Raw genomic sequence first — 18,561 nt, 5'->3', positions numbered from 1 at the left:
TAAAAATCAATATTTATTTAAAATAATTTTAAATAAATATTTTGTAAAAAAAAGAGAGGCAGCTATTATAAAAACTGTACATAGTCTTTTTATGACATATGCCTTCGTTTTCCTCATCCTATCAACTATAATTAATTGATTCCAGATAGGATAAGATAAATAGCTGCACTCAATGGATTGGGAAACACCCTTACTTTTGTTGATTGGGGGTAACAAAAGATATGTGTAAAGGGAATGTTTCATGCACATTTATTATATCGATAATGATAATCATTTTCAATATAATTTATGAAAAAAATTCTAAAAATTTAACAGGCAGAGGTGTATACTAAATAGAGAGGTGATCTTAGTGGTTTTGGAATTAGAACAAGTAAGTTTGAAAAAAGAAGGTAAGTGGATACTGGAAAATGTAGACTGGAAAATTAATAAAGGGGAGCATTGGGTATTACTTGGTTTAAATGGCGCTGGCAAAACTGCGTTATTACATATGTTATGCTCTTATTACTTCCCTACAAAGGGGAAAGTAAATGTTATTGGCAGACAATTCGGTAAAGATATACTAGGTGAGCAGCTAAGACAGCAGATTGGTATTGTATCTTCCACGATAAAAGAAAAAATTTATCGAACGGATAGTGCATATCAGGTCGTGTTGAGTGGTGCATTTGCATCTATTGGACTTTATGAAGAGCCGACAGATGAAATGAGAGAACAAGCACAAAAACTATTGAAAGATTTAGATTGTTATCATTATGCGAATCGAGAATTCTGCACTTTGTCTCAAGGAGAACAACAACGAATTCTAGTTGGACGTGCATTAATGGGAAATCCTGAATTATTGATATTAGATGAACCAACGAATGGCCTTGATTTTATTGCAAGGGAAGCATTACTTGAGTCAATTGAGCGAATTGCCAGCAAGGAGAACCCAACTATTATTTATGTAACACATCATGTAGAAGAAATTTTGCCGGTATTTAATAAGACTTTATTATTAAAGAATGGGACTGTTTTTGCTGAAGGAAGCAGTAAAGAAATGATTACAAGTACAAACTTATCTGATTTTTTTGGAGCAGCTGTAGAAGTTAGCTGGCATGATCAGCGACCTTCGATAAAAAAAGTGAAATAGGATTGAAATTAGCTTGTACTGAAAGAGGAGCCAAGTTTTACAATAGGAGAATTACTATATGTTAAGTCAGCTGAATCGATTATTGCAACGTATTATGCCTTTTATTGCACCAACTAGTGTTTTTATTGGTGTCATTTGTGCTTCATTCTTTGTTCATCTGGAAGGTTTAGTCATCTATATATTTGCTTTTATGACTTTTGCGGGAAGTTTAAGTTTGAATTTTGTTTCGTTACATAGAGTTATCGCCCATCCATTATCCATTATTATTGCATTAACCTTGCTCCATGTAATTATGCCATTATGGGCATGGGCAATTGGGGCAATTACTTTCCAAGGGGATTTGCTTACAATTACCGGATTTGTGCTTGCGATGATTATTCCTACAGGTATAACTAGTTTTATTTGGGTCTCTATGAATAAAGGGAATGTTGCTTTAACTCTATCCATTATTTTAATTGATACGATTTTGTCACCATTTATTGTGCCTTTTGCATTATCTTTGTTTGTGGGTCAAGTTGTCGAGTTGGAAGTGTGGGGAATGATGAAAGGTTTACTTATTATGATCGTAATCCCATCATTGGCTGGTATGATATTACATGAACTAACAAAAGGAAGAGCTCATGAAATATGGAGTCCAAGGCTGGCACCTTTTTCTAAATTAACTTTAGCTCTTGTAATAATGATTAATAGTGCAGCAGTTGCGCCATACTTACAGTCAATTGACCTAAAACTAGTACAAATTGCTTTATGCATGTTTTTCATAGCTGGGACCGGCTATTTTTTCGCATGGTTTATTGCCAAATTACTGAAAAGGGAAGAGGAAGATATCATTTCGTTAACATTTAGTGGCGGGATGCGCAATATTTCTGCAGGTGCTGTTATTGCTGTCCAATACTTTCCGGGAGCGGTGGCAGTCCCTGTTGTTGTGGGGATGCTTTTTCAACAAGTGCTTGCATCACTTTATAGTAAATTCTTACAAAAAAAGTTAAATTCTAATTAGTCATGAAGATTAGATATGTAAAATAGGATAATAGTAAAAAAGAAAGTAGGTGTCCATATGGTTACATGGCTTTCCTTTGTACTATTATCCTTAGCTGCTTTTCGATTAACAAGATTAATTGTATATGATAAAATCACTGGTTTCATCCGTGCTCCATTTTTTGAAAGGGAAGAAAAGATCTTCCCTGATGGAACAGTAGAAGAGGTTATTTCCTTCAAAGGAACTGGTTTCAGAAGATGGATTGGTGAATTGTTAAGCTGTCATTGGTGTGTAGGGATTTGGGTTTCGGTTTTACTGTTTATCGGTTTTTATTTTTTTTCTACTATTTTTTTGCCGTTAATTATTATACTGGCAGTTGCTGCAGTTGCTGCGATTGTTGAGGTTGTTATTTCATACTTTATTTAGTTAACTGTCTCGTAATGTATTTTTCGTTCTTTTGGAACTGCTGCAACTACATGACTTTCTTCTTCGGGATTTCTTTTGCCGGTTAACAGAAGTATTATTTGAATTACCCATCATATTAACTCCTTCTTGTTCATTTGTAATGAGAATAGCAATTGCCAATTCAGCATTACTTACTTTATTTTATGAGCTTAAACGAAAAGCGTTCGCAATACTCCTATAAATCAGCTCCTGTTATGTTATAATAGACAGATGATGATGAGGGGGTTGAGGGTTGTATGTGGATTGTAATTGTAGTCTGTATTGCTGTTGTAATTGCTGTCTTAGCCTTATCAATTATGACATTGAATAAAGGGTATGCGTATAAGCAAACGATAGACCCATTACCAGAAGATATAAAAAGTGAGACGGAAAAGGATAAAACAAAGGATGCTTAAATACAAGCATCCTTTATTTTCGCCCTTATGTTTTTAAAGAGATTGTTTATAAATTTCTATGGCATCCTGACGGTTTAATTTTTTGAAGTTACCGAATTCCGGTCTAGCAATAACAGTTTTATCCGCCATTTCCTCGATGGAGTCTTCTGATATATTGTAATCACCTAATGTGGATGGAGCACCGATACTATTCCAGAATGCTCTTAATTTCTGGATTCCTTCCAATCCAATTTCTTTATCTGATTTTCCATCTGTTTCCACATGGAATACACGAATAGCTAACTGTTTAAATCTTGCAACATTCTCATCGATTGAGTATGTCATCCAATTAGGGAATAAAATTGCCAGGCCTCCACCGTGTGGGATATCGTGTACAGCAGAAACTGCATGCTCTAGATTGTGTGTAGCCCAATCACCATTATACCCCATGTTCACCATTCCATTTAGTGCCATTGTTCCATTGTATAGTACGGTTGCGCGTAATTCTTCGTTTTCTAGATCTTTAACTAATGGAGGCGCGGTTTCTATCATTGTTTGCAGAATACCTTCTACCATCCGGTCTTGCAATAATGTATTTTCTTCATGGTGAAAATAATGTTCTAACGCATGTGACATGATGTCAACAATACCATAAATCGTTTGATCTTTTGGTACAGTCTTTGTAAAAACCGGATCCAGAATAGAGAATGCAGGAAAAGTATATGGGCTTCCCCAACCGTGTTTTTCTTTTGTTTCCCAATTAGTAATGACAGATCCTGCGTTCATTTCCGAACCAGTTGCGGCAAGTGTTAAAACAGTCCCGAAAGGTAATGCACCTGTTGCGGTAGACTTCTTTGTTACGATATCCCAAATATCTTCGCCGGACTCAGCACCAACTGCAATAGCTTTTGTACAGTCAATCGTACTACCTCCGCCAACGGCAAGAATAAAATCAATGTTCTCTTCTTTGCAAATTTCAATCCCTTTTCTTGCTGTTGTTACTCGTGGATTAGGTTCTACTCCACTTAATTCAAAAATGTTCTTTTTAGATTCATTTAGTATGTTAATGACTTGATCGTAAAGACCATTTCTTTTAATACTTCCTCCACCATACACAAGTAAAATATTAGGTCCATAATTAGTCAACTCTTTCTTCAAGTAGCTTAATTGGCCTTTCCCGAAGTATAATTTCGTTGGATTGTGGAAAACAAAATTTTGCATGCTACAACCTCCTATTGATATTACAACAAATATTACTTCCTATTTAAATATGGCAACATTTATATCATGTGTAAAGTAATTTGTTTTTAAACCATTGTAAGTCATTATGTGGAAGTTTCCGTGTTTAATTATTGGTAGTTAAGGTATACAATTGGTAGAATGTTATATAAGGACCTTAAATGGTTTAATTTTGTATAAAGGAGTGGATAGAATGAGTAACGTACTATTTACGTCAAAAGCAACAGCAAAGGGTGGACGAGATGGCCATGTGAAATCTGATGATGGTATTATCGATGTTAATTTAATCAACCCTGCAGGTGGTGGAGAAGGACAAGGGTCGAACCCTGAGCAGTTATTCGCTGCAGGTTATTCTGCTTGTTATGATGGGGCATTGAATCTAATGGCATCTAAGCAGAAAAAGGAAATCGATTCTACAATCACTGCTGAAGTTAGCTTGTTAAAGGATGAAGCAGATGGTGGTTTCAAGATCGGTGTTGTACTAAATGTGGAAATTAAAGGTGTTTCCCAAGAGGAAGCGGAAGAATTAGCGAAAGCAGCTCATGATTTCTGTCCATATTCTAAAGCTACTAGAGGAAATATTGATGTAGAACTAAAAACAAAAGCAGTTTAAACGTTTAAAAACGCACACCATTTTAGGTGTGCGTTATTTAATCAACTTATTTTACTCGATTATGAATTAGATCTTGAAATGCGTGAAAGATTTCAATACCTTGATAGACTGTCACAGATAATGCTGTTATGGAGAACATAGCGATCATTGCGATACGAAACCAGATCATTTGTATTCCTCCTCTCCTCTATTTTTATTACTGATGGGAGAGAATCAAATAATTTGACTGGTAAAATCTCGCTGTTAATGTCCTTTGTATAAATAAGTAGTGGATAATCAAGCTTTGGTAACAAATTGCTACAACCAGCAGTAAGATAATAGGTATATAGTTATTTATATATTTATCAGAACCATTGTTTGTTGGGTGTAATTCTTTGTCTTGTATATCTTTTACTGTTTTCAGATTTACTGCATGTTCTGTAGAATTATTTTCATATAGTTGGGCTGGTGCGAAAATGATTAGAAATATAAGTGCCAGGGCAATTAATTTCTTCATTTCTTTGCCCCCATTCTAAATAATTAAGTAAGTATTCATTATATGCCTGAAAGGAAAAAAAGTAAATAATTATAATACATATTTGTTCCGGCTTGCTCCCACACCAAAAGCAACCATAATAAGTGAGACCAGCAATATAAAGGTAATTGCCGAATTCCAGTTACCTGTTAGGTCAAACATAAAGCCAATAAAAATAGGTCCGATTGATGCCAGAAGATAACCAAATGATTGAGCCATTCCAGACAATTCTGCCGCTTGTCGAGCGTTTTCTGTTCGTAAACCTAATAGTGCAAGTGCTAAACTGATACTTGCTCCAAGAGCGAATCCGATTAATGTTATTAAGAGTGTGATTAAAGCAATGGAAGGATTGAAGTGCAATCCGCTGTATCCAATAATGGCACAGGCTCCGAATACATATACAACAACTTTTTGATCTTTTAATTTGCCAGCAATAATAGGGGTTAGGAAAGTCGCTGGTAAGCTGATCAATTGCATGTATGCAACAAACCATCCAGCTGTTGTCACATCGTATCCCTTCGCTGTTAAGATCTCAGCTAACCAGGAGATGGTCACATAAAATAAAAAGGATTGTAACCCCATAAAAAAAGTTACTTGCCATGCAATCCCTGAACGTAATAATCTCTTGCCGCTTGGTTCGAATAATTTCACCTCATGTTCTGCTGGTGAGTTTCTCATAGCAACAAGCCAAATGATAATACCTATAACTGTAATAATACCCCAACTAGCCAAGGTAATATTCCACCCTAATCCGTAGTCAACTGTTAAGGGTACAGAAAAACCTGATCCGAAAGCGGCAAAAATAGACATAGATGTTGTATATAGTCCTGTCATTAAACCGATTTTCGTTGGGAAGCTTCCTTTAATTAAGCTCGGCAGAATAACATTGATAATCGCTATTCCTACACCTACTAATGTTGTGCCAATGTATAAAAATAGTAAAGTAGCAAGTGATCGGATTAAAATGCCGCTAAGTAAAATAATTAACCCATATAAGAGTGCTTTTTCATTTCCGGTTTTGTTTGCAATTCTAGGGGCAATTGGTGATATGAAGGCAAATGCTAATAATGGCAAACTTGTAATCAAACCTACATTCCAATTATCAAGAAGTAGTTCATCGCGAATAATTCCAATAATAGGCCCTACAGAGGTTATTGCGGGTCGTAAATTAAATGCAAGAATAATAATTCCTGTTATAAATAGACTGTACTTCCATTTTTGGTTGGTTGGCATATTTCTGCTCCTTATTTCCTGTTTTTTGCTCGATTGTATTGTTTAGATAATTTAAATACACTATACAATATAAATTTATGTTAAAATAAGTAAGTGGATAAGACTGAGCTGCAATGCTTATAAGAATAACATACTCCAATTATTTAGGAAATTTTTTGATATCATAGTGAAAGAAGGTAGACAATGGATAATAAATTTGTTGCTGAATTATTGTCATGGTTGAAAGCATTATTGATTGCTGTGGTCATTGTGTTATTGTGCCGTCATTTCTTGATTACACCATCAATTGTGAAAGGTGAATCAATGTTGCCTAACTTAGAAGATGGCGACAGGATTATCTTAAGTAAAATCAGTCAAATCGACCGCTTTGATGAGATTGCATTTAAAGCACCAGATACAGACGATAATTATGTCAAAAGAGTAATAGGTTTCCCTGGTGATACAATTGAAATGAAAGATGACCAATTAATCATTAATGGGGAAACATTTGAGGAAGAATATTTGGATGAACATAAAAGTAATTTAGCTGAAGGTGAAAAACTGACACCAGATTTTACTTTGTATGAGTTGACTGGGGAAGAAGTAGTTCCTGAAGATACATTTTTTGTATTAGGTGATAACCGTAAAGTTAGTAAGGATAGCCGCTCATTTGGTTTTATTGATAAGGATTCGGTAATCGGTGATGTCAAAATGCGTATTTGGCCACTAAGTTCATTTGGACTTATTAATTAGTTCACTTGATAATTTAAGTTTCTGCTTTAATTGGACAACTAAATATATAATCCGCTAGGGGTGCCATTCGAATGGCTGAGATGAGAATAGTGTTTCTCGATCCCTTTGAACCTGAACTGGTTAACACCAGCGTAGGAAAGTGGGATAGGTTAAGAAGAATAGAGCATATTCATAGAACCGTTCCATTTCCAATGGAACGGTTTTTTCTTTTTAAGATTTTGATTGGATTAGAAATTAGGGGAGGTTTTTGTATGAAAATAAGAAGTGCACTTACTATCGCAGGTACAGACCCATCAGGTGGTGCCGGAATTCAAGCCGATTTGAAGACATTTCAAGAGAGAGAAGTGTATGGAATGAGTGTGATTACCTCTGTTGTTGCCCAAAACACACTAGGTGTTCAACAAGTAGAGCACTTGCCTGTCTCTTTTATTGAAAAACAATTTGATGCAGTGTGGGAAGATATCAAGCCGGACGCTGTGAAGACTGGTATGATTTCAACAATTGAAATGATGGAGCTAATTGCTGGGAAATTAAGAAAAGCAGATGTCCCGTATGTAATTGATCCTGTAATGGTTGCTAAGAGTGGGCACACATTAATGGAGGAGAAGTCTCGATCAGTTATTCGCAATTTACTTATCCCATTATCAACAGTTGTCACTCCAAATGTCCCGGAAGCGGAGTTCTTAGTAGAATTTCCAATCAGTACACTTGAAGACGCGGAGAAAGCAGCGAAATTAATTGTTAAAGAGCTTGGAGCAAAAGCCGCTGTTGTAAAGGGTGGTCACCTTGAAGGTGATGCAAAGGATGTGCTTTTTGATGGGAAGGAATATACGTATTTTACAACAGAAAGGATCGATACACATCACACGCACGGCACAGGCTGTACGTTTTCTGCGGTTATTACAGCAGAGCTGGCGAAAGGTAAGTCTATTAAACAAGCAGTAGAAATAGGAAAAGGATTCATTACTGATGCAATTAAATATTCTTTACAATTAGGAAATGGAAATGGACCAACTAACCATTGGGGATATCGATTAAAAGGGTTACCGAGTCAGGAGGAGAAATAGGATGACATATTTTTTAGATAAAATAAGAGAGCAACAACCATTAATCCATAATATCACTAATTTAGTTGTTACTAATTTTACTGCAAATGGATTATATGCATTAGGTGCCTCGCCTGTAATGGCAAACGCAAGAGAAGAAGTGGAGGAAATGGCTAGCATTGCAAATGCATTAGTGTTAAATATAGGGACACTGACAAAAGAACAAGTAGAGGCAATGATTATAGCGGGGAAGGCAGCGAATAAAGCGGGAATACCTGTTGTGTTAGATCCGGTTGGGGCTGGGGCGACAACATTTCGAACAAAATCAGCACAGACCATTTTGGACCAAGTAAAGGTAAGTATCATACGGGGAAATGCGGGGGAAATTGCTAATTTGGCGGGCGTTTCTGCAGAAGTGAAAGGTGTCGATGCATCGGGGGACTTTGACATGGAAGAATTATTGCAAGTGGCATACGAGCAATTACATATACCGTTAGCGATTACTGGGGCATTAGACTTCGTTACAGACGGAAAAGATAAAGCAATTATTTCGAATGGTCATCCATTATTGACGAAAGTTACGGGAGCCGGATGTTTACTGTCATCGGTTGTTGCTGCATTTCTGGCTGTAGAGAAAGAAACTTTTAAAGCAGCGACAAGAGCAATTAGTTGTTATGGTATAGCTGCAGAGGAAGCTGCTTCAAAAGCTAGTCTACCTGGTGATTTTCAAGTCGAATTACTTAATCAACTTTATGCAATATCTGAAGATGTATTAAAAAGCAAGGAGAAAATTTTAGTGAGTCGATTAGGAAGTGGTCACGCTTGATGAATCCGGAATTACTGCAAGTATATTTCATTATGGGTAGTAATAACACACAAAGAGATCCATTAATCGTTTTAGAAGACGCGTTAATTGGCGGTATTACTCTTTTTCAATTTCGTGAAAAAGGAAAAGAAGCACTGACTGGAAAGAATAAGCGAAATTTAGCTATTGAAATGAAACGATTATGCCATAAATACAATGTCCCTTTTATTATAAACGATGAAGTTGATTTAGCTCTGGAAGTAGAAGCGGATGGTGTCCATGTCGGCCAAGACGATGAGCCACTAGTCGATTTAAAGAAAAGGTGTCCGCAAGATTGGATTTTTGGTGTTTCGGCAACGAATGAGGCAGAAGCTTATCAAGCGATGCAAGATGGGGCGGACTATATTGGGGTAGGCCCCATTTATGGTACCCAAACGAAAGAAGATGCGAAACAACCGATTGGAGAGGAGGGATTGGCTTCCATTCGGTCAATAGTTGGAGGGATACCCGTTGTGGCAATTGGCGGGATTAAACTTAGCCATGTTTTTCGCCTAAGAAGAGCGGGTGCAGATGGTGTTTCTGTTATTTCTGCTATCAGTCTGGCAGAAAAACCAACCGAAACAGCAGAGCTTTTCCGAAAATATGCTGAGTTCATGCCTTCTTATTCGAAATGTATGCAGTAATTTTGATAAACTATAAGAAAAGGAGGTATAAACCCTATGCGTTTAGAAGGAAAGAAGGTTATTGCATTATTGGAGGATGATTTTGAGGATTTAGAATTATGGTATCCTGTTTTACGTTTGCGTGAAGAGGGGGCTGCAGTTGATTTAGTTGCAAAAGAAGCCAATAAGAAATATATTGGGAAATATGGTGTTCCAGCCGAATCTGACTATGCATTTGCCGATGTGAACGCTGAGGAATACGATGCTGTTTTGGTTCCGGGCGGATGGGCACCGGACAAACTTCGCAGATACCGGGAAGTGTTAGAGATGGTGCGAGCTATGGATCAAGCGAAAAAGCCGATCGGGCAAATTTGTCATGCAGGCTGGGTGCTGATTTCCGCCGGTATTCTTCGTGGAAAGAAAGTAACCAGTACACCTGGCATTAAAGATGATATGACAAATGCGGGATCATTATGGTTTGACGAAGCGGTAGTTGTTGATGGACATATCGTTTCAAGCAGAAGACCACCTGATTTACCACCATATGTAAAAGCATTTGCTGATATACTGGCAGAAAAATAGTTCAAAGAAGGGCCTTGCAAAACGCAGGGCTTTTTCTGTTAGTTGGCTTATAATTATGATAAAATTTTAATATTGCCTGACTGGTGAAGCAATCTTTCAGATGAAAGTAAAACTATTTAGAGCAGACTTAAAGGAGATAGTGAATGGATATTTTATGGTGGCTATTAATTATCGTGGCTTTTGTTTTATCTTTTGTTGGAATTGTGTTTCCGATTATCCCATCTGTCTTAGTGCTGTGGATTGGCTTTTTTATTTATCAATTTCTCCTTACCTCAGAAAATATCGGGTGGGTCTTTTGGATTGCAATGGGAATATTGACAATAATCCTAATTGCTGCTGATATAATTGCTAATAGCTATTTTGTTAAGAAATATGGCGGCTCCAAATGGGGGGAGCGGATGGCGGCAATAGGTGTAATCATTGGTTCCTTTATTATTCCGCCATTTGGGATAATTGTGGTTCCGTTTCTGTTGGTATTTTTGTCAGAGATTATTCAGCAAAAAGGAGCTGATGAGGCGCTGAAGGCAGCGTTTGGCTCATTGTTAGGCTTTTTAAGTGGAACAATTGCTAAAATCGTTATACAACTTGTAATGATTATCTGGTTTTTTATAGCTGCAATGTTTTAACAACGAGGTGTTGTCAAGTGAAACGAGTGTTAACTATTGCGGGTGCAGCTGCACAAGGAAGTGCGGGTATACAAGCAGACTTGAAAGTTTTTCAGGAAAGAAAGGTTTATGGAATGACAGCAATAACAGCAACAGTGGCGAATAACTCCAAAACAAAACAAGGAATATTTTTACGGTCTATAGAGGAAATTGAAGCACAAGTATATGCGGCGCATGAGATGGTTGGAGTGGATGCAATGAAAACGGGTATGCTCTTCTCCAAAGAGATCATAGACCGTGTGGTCGAGCTTTTAAAGGAGTTCTCTGCACCTGCGCTGGTTGTAGATCCAGTAATGATAGGGAAGATGGGCTCCCAGCTCTTAGCAGATGATGCAATTGAAAGTTTAGTAAGAAATTTAGTGCCTTTAGCGACAGTGATTACACCTAACCGACTGGAAGCTGCTCGTATGTTAGATGATAAAATACCTGAAACAAAGCAGGAATTAGCTGAATATGCGAGACGTTTATCAGATTTAGGAGCGAAAGCTGTGATAGTTAAGGGTGGAGTAATTAACAATAAGGCAATAGACGTACTGTATGATGGGGAGGAATGCATATCGATCGAAGAGGAAGCGATTGATACGATCCATACAAGTGGTGCGGGTTGCAGTTTTGCTGCATGTTTAACTGCAGAATTAGCTAAAGGGAAGTCGTTAAGGGAAGCTGTGAATATTAGTAAGACATTTGTTCATCAAGCGATCAAGGATAGTTTATCGTTTGGAAAAGGGGTCGGATCTGTAAACCATGGAGCCTATCGAAGCTAAAAAAAATGGCAGCTAACAATGTATGTTTGCTGCCCAAAGTAAAGATAGAACAAATAAGATAGACTAAACTTAACATTATATAAAGAAATGAATAGCTATGCAGGCTATTCTTTTTTTTTATCATGTCAAAATGTTAAGTTTTATAACATGAAGTGTTATATACACTATCATAAAACATGCTTTAGAAAAAATCAAGGGAAAATGAAACTTCCAACAATTTTTATCGTATAGATTAGTGTGAAAATGTTGGAGGTGTTGGCAAATGGAACCAGCGATGAAATTGGTTAATGTCCGTAAAAATATTGGGAAGAAGGAAATTATCAAGGATATAAGTTTTGAAGTCTATCCAGGTGAGGTCTTTGGATTTCTTGGTCCTAATGGTGCTGGTAAGACTACAACCATTCGGATGATGGCAGGTCTAATGAGAATAACATCAGGAGACGTTCATATACATGGTGTAAGTGTAAAAAATAACTTCAAAGATGCAATTCGTCATGTAGGTGCGATCGTTGAAAATCCAGAGATGTATCCTTTTATGAGTGGATGGAAAAATCTAAAACATTACGCCCGAATGATTCCGGGGATTACTGAGGACAGGATAAAAGAGGTTATTGGTTTAGTAGGTTTAGAGAAAGCAATTCATGAAAAAGTGGGTAAGTATTCATTAGGTATGAGACAACGGGTTGGTGTTGCCCAAGCCTTGCTTCATCGTCCTTCTGTATTAATTTTGGATGAACCGACAAATGGTCTTGATCCTGCTGGAATAAGAGAAATTAGACAATATATTAGAAAATTAGCAGAAGAAGAGAATGTAGCAGTCATTGTGTCCAGCCATTTGTTATCAGAAATTGAATTAATGTGTGATCGTATTGGTATTATTAAAAATGGAGAAATAATCACAGTAGAAGAAGTGCAGGAAAAGTCTGCAACAGACAAAGAACTGAAAGTCTATATTGAAGCATCCCCTCTAGAAGAAGCCTTTCATGTTATTCAGTCTGTATTTGATATAAAGGCTGAAAAAGAAGATGGGTACATATTAATAGATACCACAAAAGAGAACATTCCGACAATTATTCAAGAATTTGTGAATCATAAAATACAAGTTTTCGAGATTAATTCAAAGCAATCAAGTTTAGAAGATAAGTTCTTTGAAGTGATTGGAGAGAATACCATTGCATAATTTTATATCGTTATTAAAAAATGAACATGTGAAGCTTTATTCAAGGTTCTCTACATGGTCCATGTTTATTATTTTGGGTAGTATAATCCTAATCTCTGCACTGATAGTTTTCTTTTTTGCTGATCAGGGAAAAGAAGAGTATGGAGCAGAATGGAAAACCGAACTGCAAGCAGAAAATGATGAATATAGAGACATGATGAATGAAGATGAGTTCTTTGATGGTTTATATGACTCCGAAATTGCAAGGAATGAATATCATATCCAGCAGGGTATTCAACCACTTTCTTTTGATGCTTGGCAGTTCACTTTAGAAAACTCAGGCATATCCATGTTAATTACGTTATTTACTATTATTGTTTCAGCAGGTATTGTAGCCAGTGAGTTTAGGTGGGGAACAATAAAATTACTACTAATTAGACCAATTTCCAGAACGAAGATATTATTGTCAAAGTATGTGTATGTTCTTCTGTTCGCAGCAACGATGCTGTTGTTTCTGTTTGTAATAAACCTGCTGATTGGTACACTTTTCTTTGGGATAAATAGTTTAAATCCATTAATAGTGAAAGAAACTGCAGGGGGATTTGAACAAGTTCCTGTTTTTTCCGAAATTATCACTCAATACGGCTTATCTATGATAAATTTAATTATAATGTCTACTTTCGCGTTTATGATTTCTGCATTGTTTAAAAATAGCGGGATGGCAATTGGGTCAGCTATTTTCTTAATGTTCGCTGGAAATACGTTAATGTCCGTGTTATCACAGTATGATTGGTCAAAATATATTCTGTTTGCTAACACTAACTTACGGCAATATTTTGGCAGTGGGTCGCCTGTAGTTGATGGGATGACATTAGGTTTTTCGATCACTATTTTAGTCATTTATTATTTAGCATTTTTAATATTGTCTTGGTTATCTTTCACTAAACGTGATATAGCTGGAAATTAAGGAGGGAGTATCAGTATGAAAAGAACTGTAGAAATTGTATTAATAATCATTGGTATGTTTGTTTACTTTATTGGGGCAGTCTTCGGCGGGGCCTTCATAGCATTGGAGGGGAATCAGGAATTATTAAATGACCTTCTCATGGAGAGTCAACAAATGATGACAGAAGAAGAATTAAGGGTCATGGACATGTTGTATTCATCAATTGGTACGATTGGTTGGGTGATCGTAGTCACTGCTGTTACATGTATAATTTTAGGTGTTATCGCCGCATTTATGTTTAAAGGGAATAAAAAGCCGAAACCTGCTGGAATAATTTTAATTGTTGCAGGTGGACTTACAACATTATTAACAGCCGGTTCTGGAATCTTCGCAGGTATATTCTATATTATCTCAGGGATAATGGGGTTAGCCAGAAAAGAGAGACAAGAAGTAACTCTAGACGAGTATTAATCTTTTCCAGCCAATTTGCAACTGGATTCTGCTTTCATCTTATTAGAGTGGGGCCTCCATCAATGGACGTCTCCCGGATGGTGGGAACCATGATAAGAGAAAGCATGTTCATCCAGTTGCTTTTTTATTGAAAGAACCAGTTGTCTTTCTCAACTGCCTCTATTCTTTTGCTTTAGAAGATTTCCTCCTAATAGCGATGAATATAACCAATGTTAATAGCACGAATAGTATGATGACAGGTGCATTACCTACTATGAAAATAAATAAACCGGAAGCAATAGAAACTAATATTTGAACACTTTTTTTAAATTGCTCCTTTGTCTCCACCCATGTATTATTTGATTCATCTTTCACTGATGGCAGTTCTGTATTTTTTTCAGATATATATATTTCAATGGTTGCATAGGAAGATTGATTATCTAAATAATTTATCTTTCCCGTTAATGTCTCAATCTCTTCCTGAACAGCAGATAAGTCAGCGGAAATTGTTAATAAATCTTCCGTTTCCTCTGCTTCTTCCATAAAGGATAGCAATCGTTCTTCTACCACTTTCTTTGAGTTTAACCTTGCATTCAAATCTACATATTGTTCTGTCACATCCTCACCTCTTACCGATCTTTCGGTTACTTCCATATCTCCATCTTCATAGATAGCAAGAAATGATTGAAACTTCTCTGAGGGAATTCGAACAGTAAGTGACCCGTTTAAGTTATTGTCTGATTCATTTCCGTGAGATTCAGATGTAACAATATACCCGCTTCTATTCATTGTTTCTTTCTCAATTAATTCCATGGTTTTCGAAAAATCTCCTGTTTTTACATGTAAATTAGCATGATAAACAATCTTCCTTTCTGTCATCTCTACAGGCACATCATCTTCCTCGGCGGGAGACCCAGAATCATTAGCGGCCATTTCATTTTCACCTGTCATCTCCCCGGCCATTTCCCTGCTATTTGCTTGATCAGCAGATTCCTCCGTTGTTTCATAAATAGCTTTCGATTCAGTAGTTGATTCCTCGGGTGTTTGATTTGAACATGCCACTACTCCAATGGCTAAAAAGGAAAATATTATCATATGTTTTCTTTGTAACATGTAACTCCCCTCCTTTTTTAATTCATTAGACGTTGTAAGCAGATAAGTGTTACAAAATTTGCGATTGTTTATATTTATACATTCACCTGTATAAACGGTGAGCGCAGCGATAATAAAGGGTTAATAAGAATAAAAATTAACTTTTTCAAAAATTATTTCAAAAAATTTGTTTATTTCTATTGAATTAATATACCGAATAGTGCATAATAATACATAATTAATTATTACAAAATGAAACAATCAATAGATTACAGACTTAAGGAGAGATATATTAATGAGTAAAGAAAAGGTAGTTTTAGCATACTCTGGGGGACTTGATACTTCCGTAGCAATTAAATGGTTACAAGATCAATATAATTATGATGTTATAGCAGTAGGTTTAGATGTAGGAGAAGGAAAAGATTTAGAATTTGTAAAAAATAAAGCAATTGATGTTGGAGCAATTAAATCATATTCCGTTGACGCAAAACAATTGTTTGCAGAAGACTTCGTTTTACCTGCACTTCAAGCAAACGTTATGTATGAGAAGAAATATCCGCTGGTATCAGCACTTTCTCGTCCATTAATCGCGAAGGTATTAGTAGATATTGCGGAAAAAGAAGGTGCGGTAGCTGTTGCTCATGGCTGTACAGGTAAAGGTAATGACCAAGTGCGTTTTGATGTAGCATTCACATCGTTGAATCCGGATCTTAAAATTGTTGCACCAGTTCGTGAATGGAAAATGACAAGAGATGAAGAAATAAAATATGCTGAAGAGAATGGAATTCCCATTCCAATTGACTTAGACAGTCCGTATAGTGTGGATCAAAACCTTTGGGGACGTGCCAATGAATGTGGTATTTTAGAAGACCCGTGGGCAGAAGCTCCGAAAGATGCTTATGAATTAACAGTAGATCCTGTTGATGCTCCTGATGATCCGGAAGTAATTGAAATTGAGTTTAAAGAAGGTAAACCAGTTGCTATCAATGGGCAAGAGTATCCATTACATGAGTTAATCTTAGAATTAAATGAAATTGCCGGTAAGCATGGTGTTGGAAGAATCGATCATGTAGAGAACCGTTTGGTCGGTATCAAATCGCGTGAAATTTATGAAGCACCTGCAGCGATTACGTTGATTAAAGCACACCAGGAAATTGAGTCACTTACTCTGCCAAGAGAAGTAACGAAATTCAAACCTGTAGTTGAGCAACAATTAGAGCAAGCGATATATGATGGTTTATGGTTTACACAATTAACAGATGCTTTAAAAGCATTTATTACAGAAACACAAAAATATGTAAATGGTGTGGCGAAAGTTCAGTTATACAAAGGGCAAGCGTTTGTTGTTGGACGTAAATCGGATAATTCACTTTATGATTTCAACCTTGCAACATATAACAAGGGTGATGAATTTGATCATGAAGCAGCTCTTGGCTTTATCAAGCTTTGGGGCTTACCGACAAAAGTTCACTCTACAGTAAATAATGTCCATGCAGATAAAGCAAAGATTATGGAAAAAACAAAAATTGATATGAAGGAATCTGTGAAACAATGAAATTATGGGGCGGACGGTTTACAAAACCAACAAATGAATTAGTTGATGAATATACAGCATCCATTAGCTTCGATCAGAAGCTTGCACAATATGATATTCAAGGAAGTCTTGCCCATGTGGAAATGCTTGCAAAATGTAGGATTATCCCAGTAGAAGACGCAGAGACGATAAAAAAAGGCTTAAAATTTGTTGCAAAGAAAATAGCAGCAGGTGAAGCAGAATTAACAGAAGCGAATGAAGACATTCATATGAATGTAGAAAAGCTGCTAATTGATGAAGTGGGTGCTGTTGGTGGTAAATTACACACAGGTCGTAGTAGAAATGATCAAGTAGCATTAGATATGCGTTTGTATTTAAGAGATTCGATTGTTACATTGGTGGAGCTTTTGTCAAAATTACAAGAATCCCTAATGGAGCAAGCTAACCAAAATCTGGATACAATATTACCAGGCTATACACACTTGCAACGAGCTCAACCGGTGTTGTTCGCCCATCATATGATGGCATATGTATCCATGTTTGAACGTGATGTGGAACGTTTAAAGGACAGTTTTAAGCGTGTCAATCGCTCACCGCTCGGGGCGGGTGCTTTAGCTGGTACAACATTCCCGATTGACCGTCACTTTGTTGCGGAACAATTGAATTTTGATGGTGTGGTGGAAAATAGTTTAGATGCAGTTAGTGACCGTGACTTTGTTGTCGAGTTTTTAGCAAATGCATCACTAGCAATTATGCACCTGTCTAGATTAAGTGAAGAACTTGTCCAATGGTCCAGTGCAGAATTTAATTTTATTGAATTGGATGATGCTTTCTGTACTGGCAGCAGTATGATGCCGCAAAAGAAAAACCCTGATGTAGCAGAACTTGTACGTGGAAAGTCTGGCCGTGTATATGGTCACTTAATCGGAATGCTAACAACGCTAAAAGGTCTGCCGATTGCATATAATAAAGATATGCAAGAAGACAAGGAAGGCATGTTTGATACTGTAGAAACATTGAAAGGTGCTCTAGCCTTATTTGCGCCAATGATTTCTACAATGGAAGTGAAGAAAGATAATATGTATGCAGCTGTTGCAGAAGACTTCTCTAATGCAACTGACTTAGCTGATTACCTTGTTAACAAAGACCTGCCATTCCGTGAAGCTCATGCAGTTGTAGGGCAAGTGGTACTGCATTGTATTCAAGAGGATAAATATTTATTAGATTTAAAGTTAGAAGAGTTCAAGAATTTCTCCGATTTAATTGAAGAGGATATTTACCATGTACTGGCACCACAAACAGTAGTCAATGCAAGAGACGTTGCTGGTGGCACAGCGAAAAATAGAGTGGAAGAACAAATCAGGCTAGCAAGCAGCAGACTAGAAGAGAGCAAAAGCTGGATTACAGAATTTACTGAGAAAGTAAATGTCTTATCAAAATAAAGAAACGAAAAACTAAGTCTCTGCCTCCAGCTAGAGCTTAGTTTTTCTTTCCTTTTTAAATACGGTTTATTAGCCAAAAACAGTTATAGCCGTTAACCAGTTGACAATTTTTAAAGGAAGTTCAGTGTGCGTTGCTAGA

Annotated in this window: 22 protein-coding genes and 1 riboswitch; of the genes, 17 read left to right on the top strand and 5 right to left on the bottom strand. The window is 36.7% G+C overall.

The features are described 5' to 3' along the window. Positions 1–349 precede the first annotated feature (349 nt). From ACFOY7_RS03340 to ytzI, 4 genes are all read left to right on the top strand, one after another. Positions 350–1,126, top strand: coding sequence for an ABC transporter ATP-binding protein (locus ACFOY7_RS03340; protein ID WP_390249750.1), 777 nt, complete (start codon positions 350–352; stop codon positions 1,124–1,126). 58 nt (positions 1,127–1,184) lie between these two features. Next, the gene (locus ACFOY7_RS03335; protein WP_390249372.1) at positions 1,185–2,126 is read left to right on the top strand and encodes a bile acid:sodium symporter family protein; all 942 of its coding nucleotides are present in this window, start codon (positions 1,185–1,187) and stop codon (positions 2,124–2,126) included. 57 nt (positions 2,127–2,183) lie between these two features. Then, positions 2,184–2,531 (top strand): DUF1360 domain-containing protein, encoded by a 348-nt coding sequence (locus tag ACFOY7_RS03330; RefSeq protein ID WP_390249370.1) that lies wholly within the window; start codon positions 2,184–2,186, stop codon positions 2,529–2,531. Between the two features lie 275 nt (positions 2,532–2,806). Next, positions 2,807–2,965, top strand: a complete 159-nt coding sequence (gene ytzI, locus ACFOY7_RS03325; RefSeq protein WP_390249368.1) for a YtzI protein — start codon at positions 2,807–2,809, stop codon at positions 2,963–2,965. 33 nt (positions 2,966–2,998) lie between these two features. Here the strand turns inward: ytzI and ACFOY7_RS03320 are convergent, their stop codons facing one another. Beyond that, positions 2,999–4,165: an iron-containing alcohol dehydrogenase gene (locus tag ACFOY7_RS03320; protein ID WP_390249366.1), complete on the bottom strand. Its 1,167-nt coding sequence runs from the start codon at positions 4,163–4,165 to the stop codon at positions 2,999–3,001. A gap of 211 nt (positions 4,166–4,376) precedes the next feature. On the opposite strand from ACFOY7_RS03320, the gene ACFOY7_RS03315 reads away from it, so the two are divergent. Next, positions 4,377–4,796: an organic hydroperoxide resistance protein gene (locus ACFOY7_RS03315; RefSeq protein ID WP_390249364.1), complete on the top strand. Its 420-nt coding sequence runs from the start codon at positions 4,377–4,379 to the stop codon at positions 4,794–4,796. A 46-nt stretch (positions 4,797–4,842) separates the two neighbouring features. Here ACFOY7_RS03315 and ACFOY7_RS03310 read toward each other — a convergent pair whose 3' ends face one another. The 3 genes from ACFOY7_RS03310 to ACFOY7_RS03300 form a co-directional block, all read right to left on the bottom strand. Beyond that, positions 4,843–4,965: a hypothetical protein gene (locus ACFOY7_RS03310; protein WP_390249362.1), complete on the bottom strand. Its 123-nt coding sequence runs from the start codon at positions 4,963–4,965 to the stop codon at positions 4,843–4,845. Positions 4,966–4,992: 27 nt separating this feature from the next. Then, positions 4,993–5,292: a hypothetical protein gene (locus ACFOY7_RS03305; RefSeq protein ID WP_390249360.1), complete on the bottom strand. Its 300-nt coding sequence runs from the start codon at positions 5,290–5,292 to the stop codon at positions 4,993–4,995. A gap of 69 nt (positions 5,293–5,361) precedes the next feature. Next, positions 5,362–6,543 (bottom strand): CynX/NimT family MFS transporter, encoded by a 1,182-nt coding sequence (locus ACFOY7_RS03300; protein ID WP_390249358.1) that lies wholly within the window; start codon positions 6,541–6,543, stop codon positions 5,362–5,364. A gap of 183 nt (positions 6,544–6,726) precedes the next feature. Here ACFOY7_RS03300 and lepB point away from each other — a divergent pair, with 183 nt between their 5' ends. The 10 genes from lepB (at position 6,727) to ACFOY7_RS03250 (ending at position 14,375) form a co-directional block, all read left to right on the top strand. Then, a complete protein-coding gene (gene lepB / locus ACFOY7_RS03295; RefSeq protein ID WP_390249356.1) occupies positions 6,727–7,275 on the top strand; it encodes a signal peptidase I in 549 nt (182 codons plus the stop codon). Between the two features lie 46 nt (positions 7,276–7,321). Further along, a riboswitch (TPP riboswitch) is annotated at positions 7,322–7,430 on the top strand. 96 nt (positions 7,431–7,526) lie between these two features. Continuing rightward, positions 7,527–8,342, top strand: a complete 816-nt coding sequence (thiD, locus tag ACFOY7_RS03290; protein ID WP_390249354.1) for a bifunctional hydroxymethylpyrimidine kinase/phosphomethylpyrimidine kinase — start codon at positions 7,527–7,529, stop codon at positions 8,340–8,342. A gap of 1 nt (position 8,343) precedes the next feature. Continuing rightward, positions 8,344–9,147 (top strand): hydroxyethylthiazole kinase, encoded by an 804-nt coding sequence (gene thiM, locus ACFOY7_RS03285; protein WP_390249352.1) that lies wholly within the window; start codon positions 8,344–8,346, stop codon positions 9,145–9,147. Beyond that, a complete protein-coding gene (thiE, locus tag ACFOY7_RS03280) occupies positions 9,147–9,809 on the top strand; it encodes a thiamine phosphate synthase (protein ID WP_390249350.1) in 663 nt (220 codons plus the stop codon). Before thiM ends, thiE begins: the two co-directional genes overlap by 1 nt. A 36-nt stretch (positions 9,810–9,845) precedes the next feature. Further along, positions 9,846–10,370 (top strand): type 1 glutamine amidotransferase domain-containing protein, encoded by a 525-nt coding sequence (locus ACFOY7_RS03275; protein ID WP_390249348.1) that lies wholly within the window; start codon positions 9,846–9,848, stop codon positions 10,368–10,370. Between the two features lie 143 nt (positions 10,371–10,513). Continuing rightward, positions 10,514–10,996 (top strand): DUF456 domain-containing protein, encoded by a 483-nt coding sequence (locus ACFOY7_RS03270; RefSeq protein ID WP_390249346.1) that lies wholly within the window; start codon positions 10,514–10,516, stop codon positions 10,994–10,996. Positions 10,997–11,013: 17 nt separating this feature from the next. Further along, on the top strand, positions 11,014–11,799 hold the full coding sequence (thiD, locus tag ACFOY7_RS03265; protein WP_390249344.1) for a bifunctional hydroxymethylpyrimidine kinase/phosphomethylpyrimidine kinase: 786 nt from the start codon (positions 11,014–11,016) through the stop codon (positions 11,797–11,799). Positions 11,800–12,061: 262 nt separating this feature from the next. Further along, entirely contained in the window at positions 12,062–12,979 is a 918-nt protein-coding gene (locus tag ACFOY7_RS03260; protein WP_390249342.1) for an ABC transporter ATP-binding protein, read from the top strand. Next, positions 12,972–13,925, top strand: a complete 954-nt coding sequence (locus tag ACFOY7_RS03255) for an ABC transporter permease (protein ID WP_390249340.1) — start codon at positions 12,972–12,974, stop codon at positions 13,923–13,925. The genes ACFOY7_RS03260 and ACFOY7_RS03255 overlap by 8 nt, the downstream gene beginning before the upstream one ends. 15 nt (positions 13,926–13,940) lie before the next feature. After that, entirely contained in the window at positions 13,941–14,375 is a 435-nt protein-coding gene (locus ACFOY7_RS03250; RefSeq protein ID WP_390249338.1) for a DUF4064 domain-containing protein, read from the top strand. Positions 14,376–14,534: 159 nt separating this feature from the next. Here the strand turns inward: ACFOY7_RS03250 and ACFOY7_RS03245 are convergent, their stop codons facing one another. Then, complete coding sequence (locus tag ACFOY7_RS03245) at positions 14,535–15,467, bottom strand: DUF4349 domain-containing protein (protein WP_390249336.1); 933 nt, start codon at positions 15,465–15,467, stop codon at positions 14,535–14,537. A gap of 274 nt (positions 15,468–15,741) precedes the next feature. Here ACFOY7_RS03245 and ACFOY7_RS03240 point away from each other — a divergent pair, with 274 nt between their 5' ends. Beyond that, positions 15,742–17,001 (top strand): argininosuccinate synthase, encoded by a 1,260-nt coding sequence (locus ACFOY7_RS03240; RefSeq protein ID WP_390249334.1) that lies wholly within the window; start codon positions 15,742–15,744, stop codon positions 16,999–17,001. After that, a complete protein-coding gene (gene argH, locus ACFOY7_RS03235; RefSeq protein ID WP_390249332.1) occupies positions 16,998–18,422 on the top strand; it encodes an argininosuccinate lyase in 1,425 nt (474 codons plus the stop codon). Before ACFOY7_RS03240 ends, argH begins: the two co-directional genes overlap by 4 nt. The last annotated feature ends 139 nt before the right edge of the window (positions 18,423–18,561 follow it).

The sequence above is a fragment of the Gracilibacillus xinjiangensis genome (assembly GCF_042651765.1).
GTDB lineage: Bacteria > Bacillota > Bacilli > Bacillales > Amphibacillaceae > Gracilibacillus > Gracilibacillus xinjiangensis.
The sequence above is the reverse complement of the archived record's forward strand: the minus strand, read 5'-3'. Positions and strand labels throughout refer to the sequence as shown.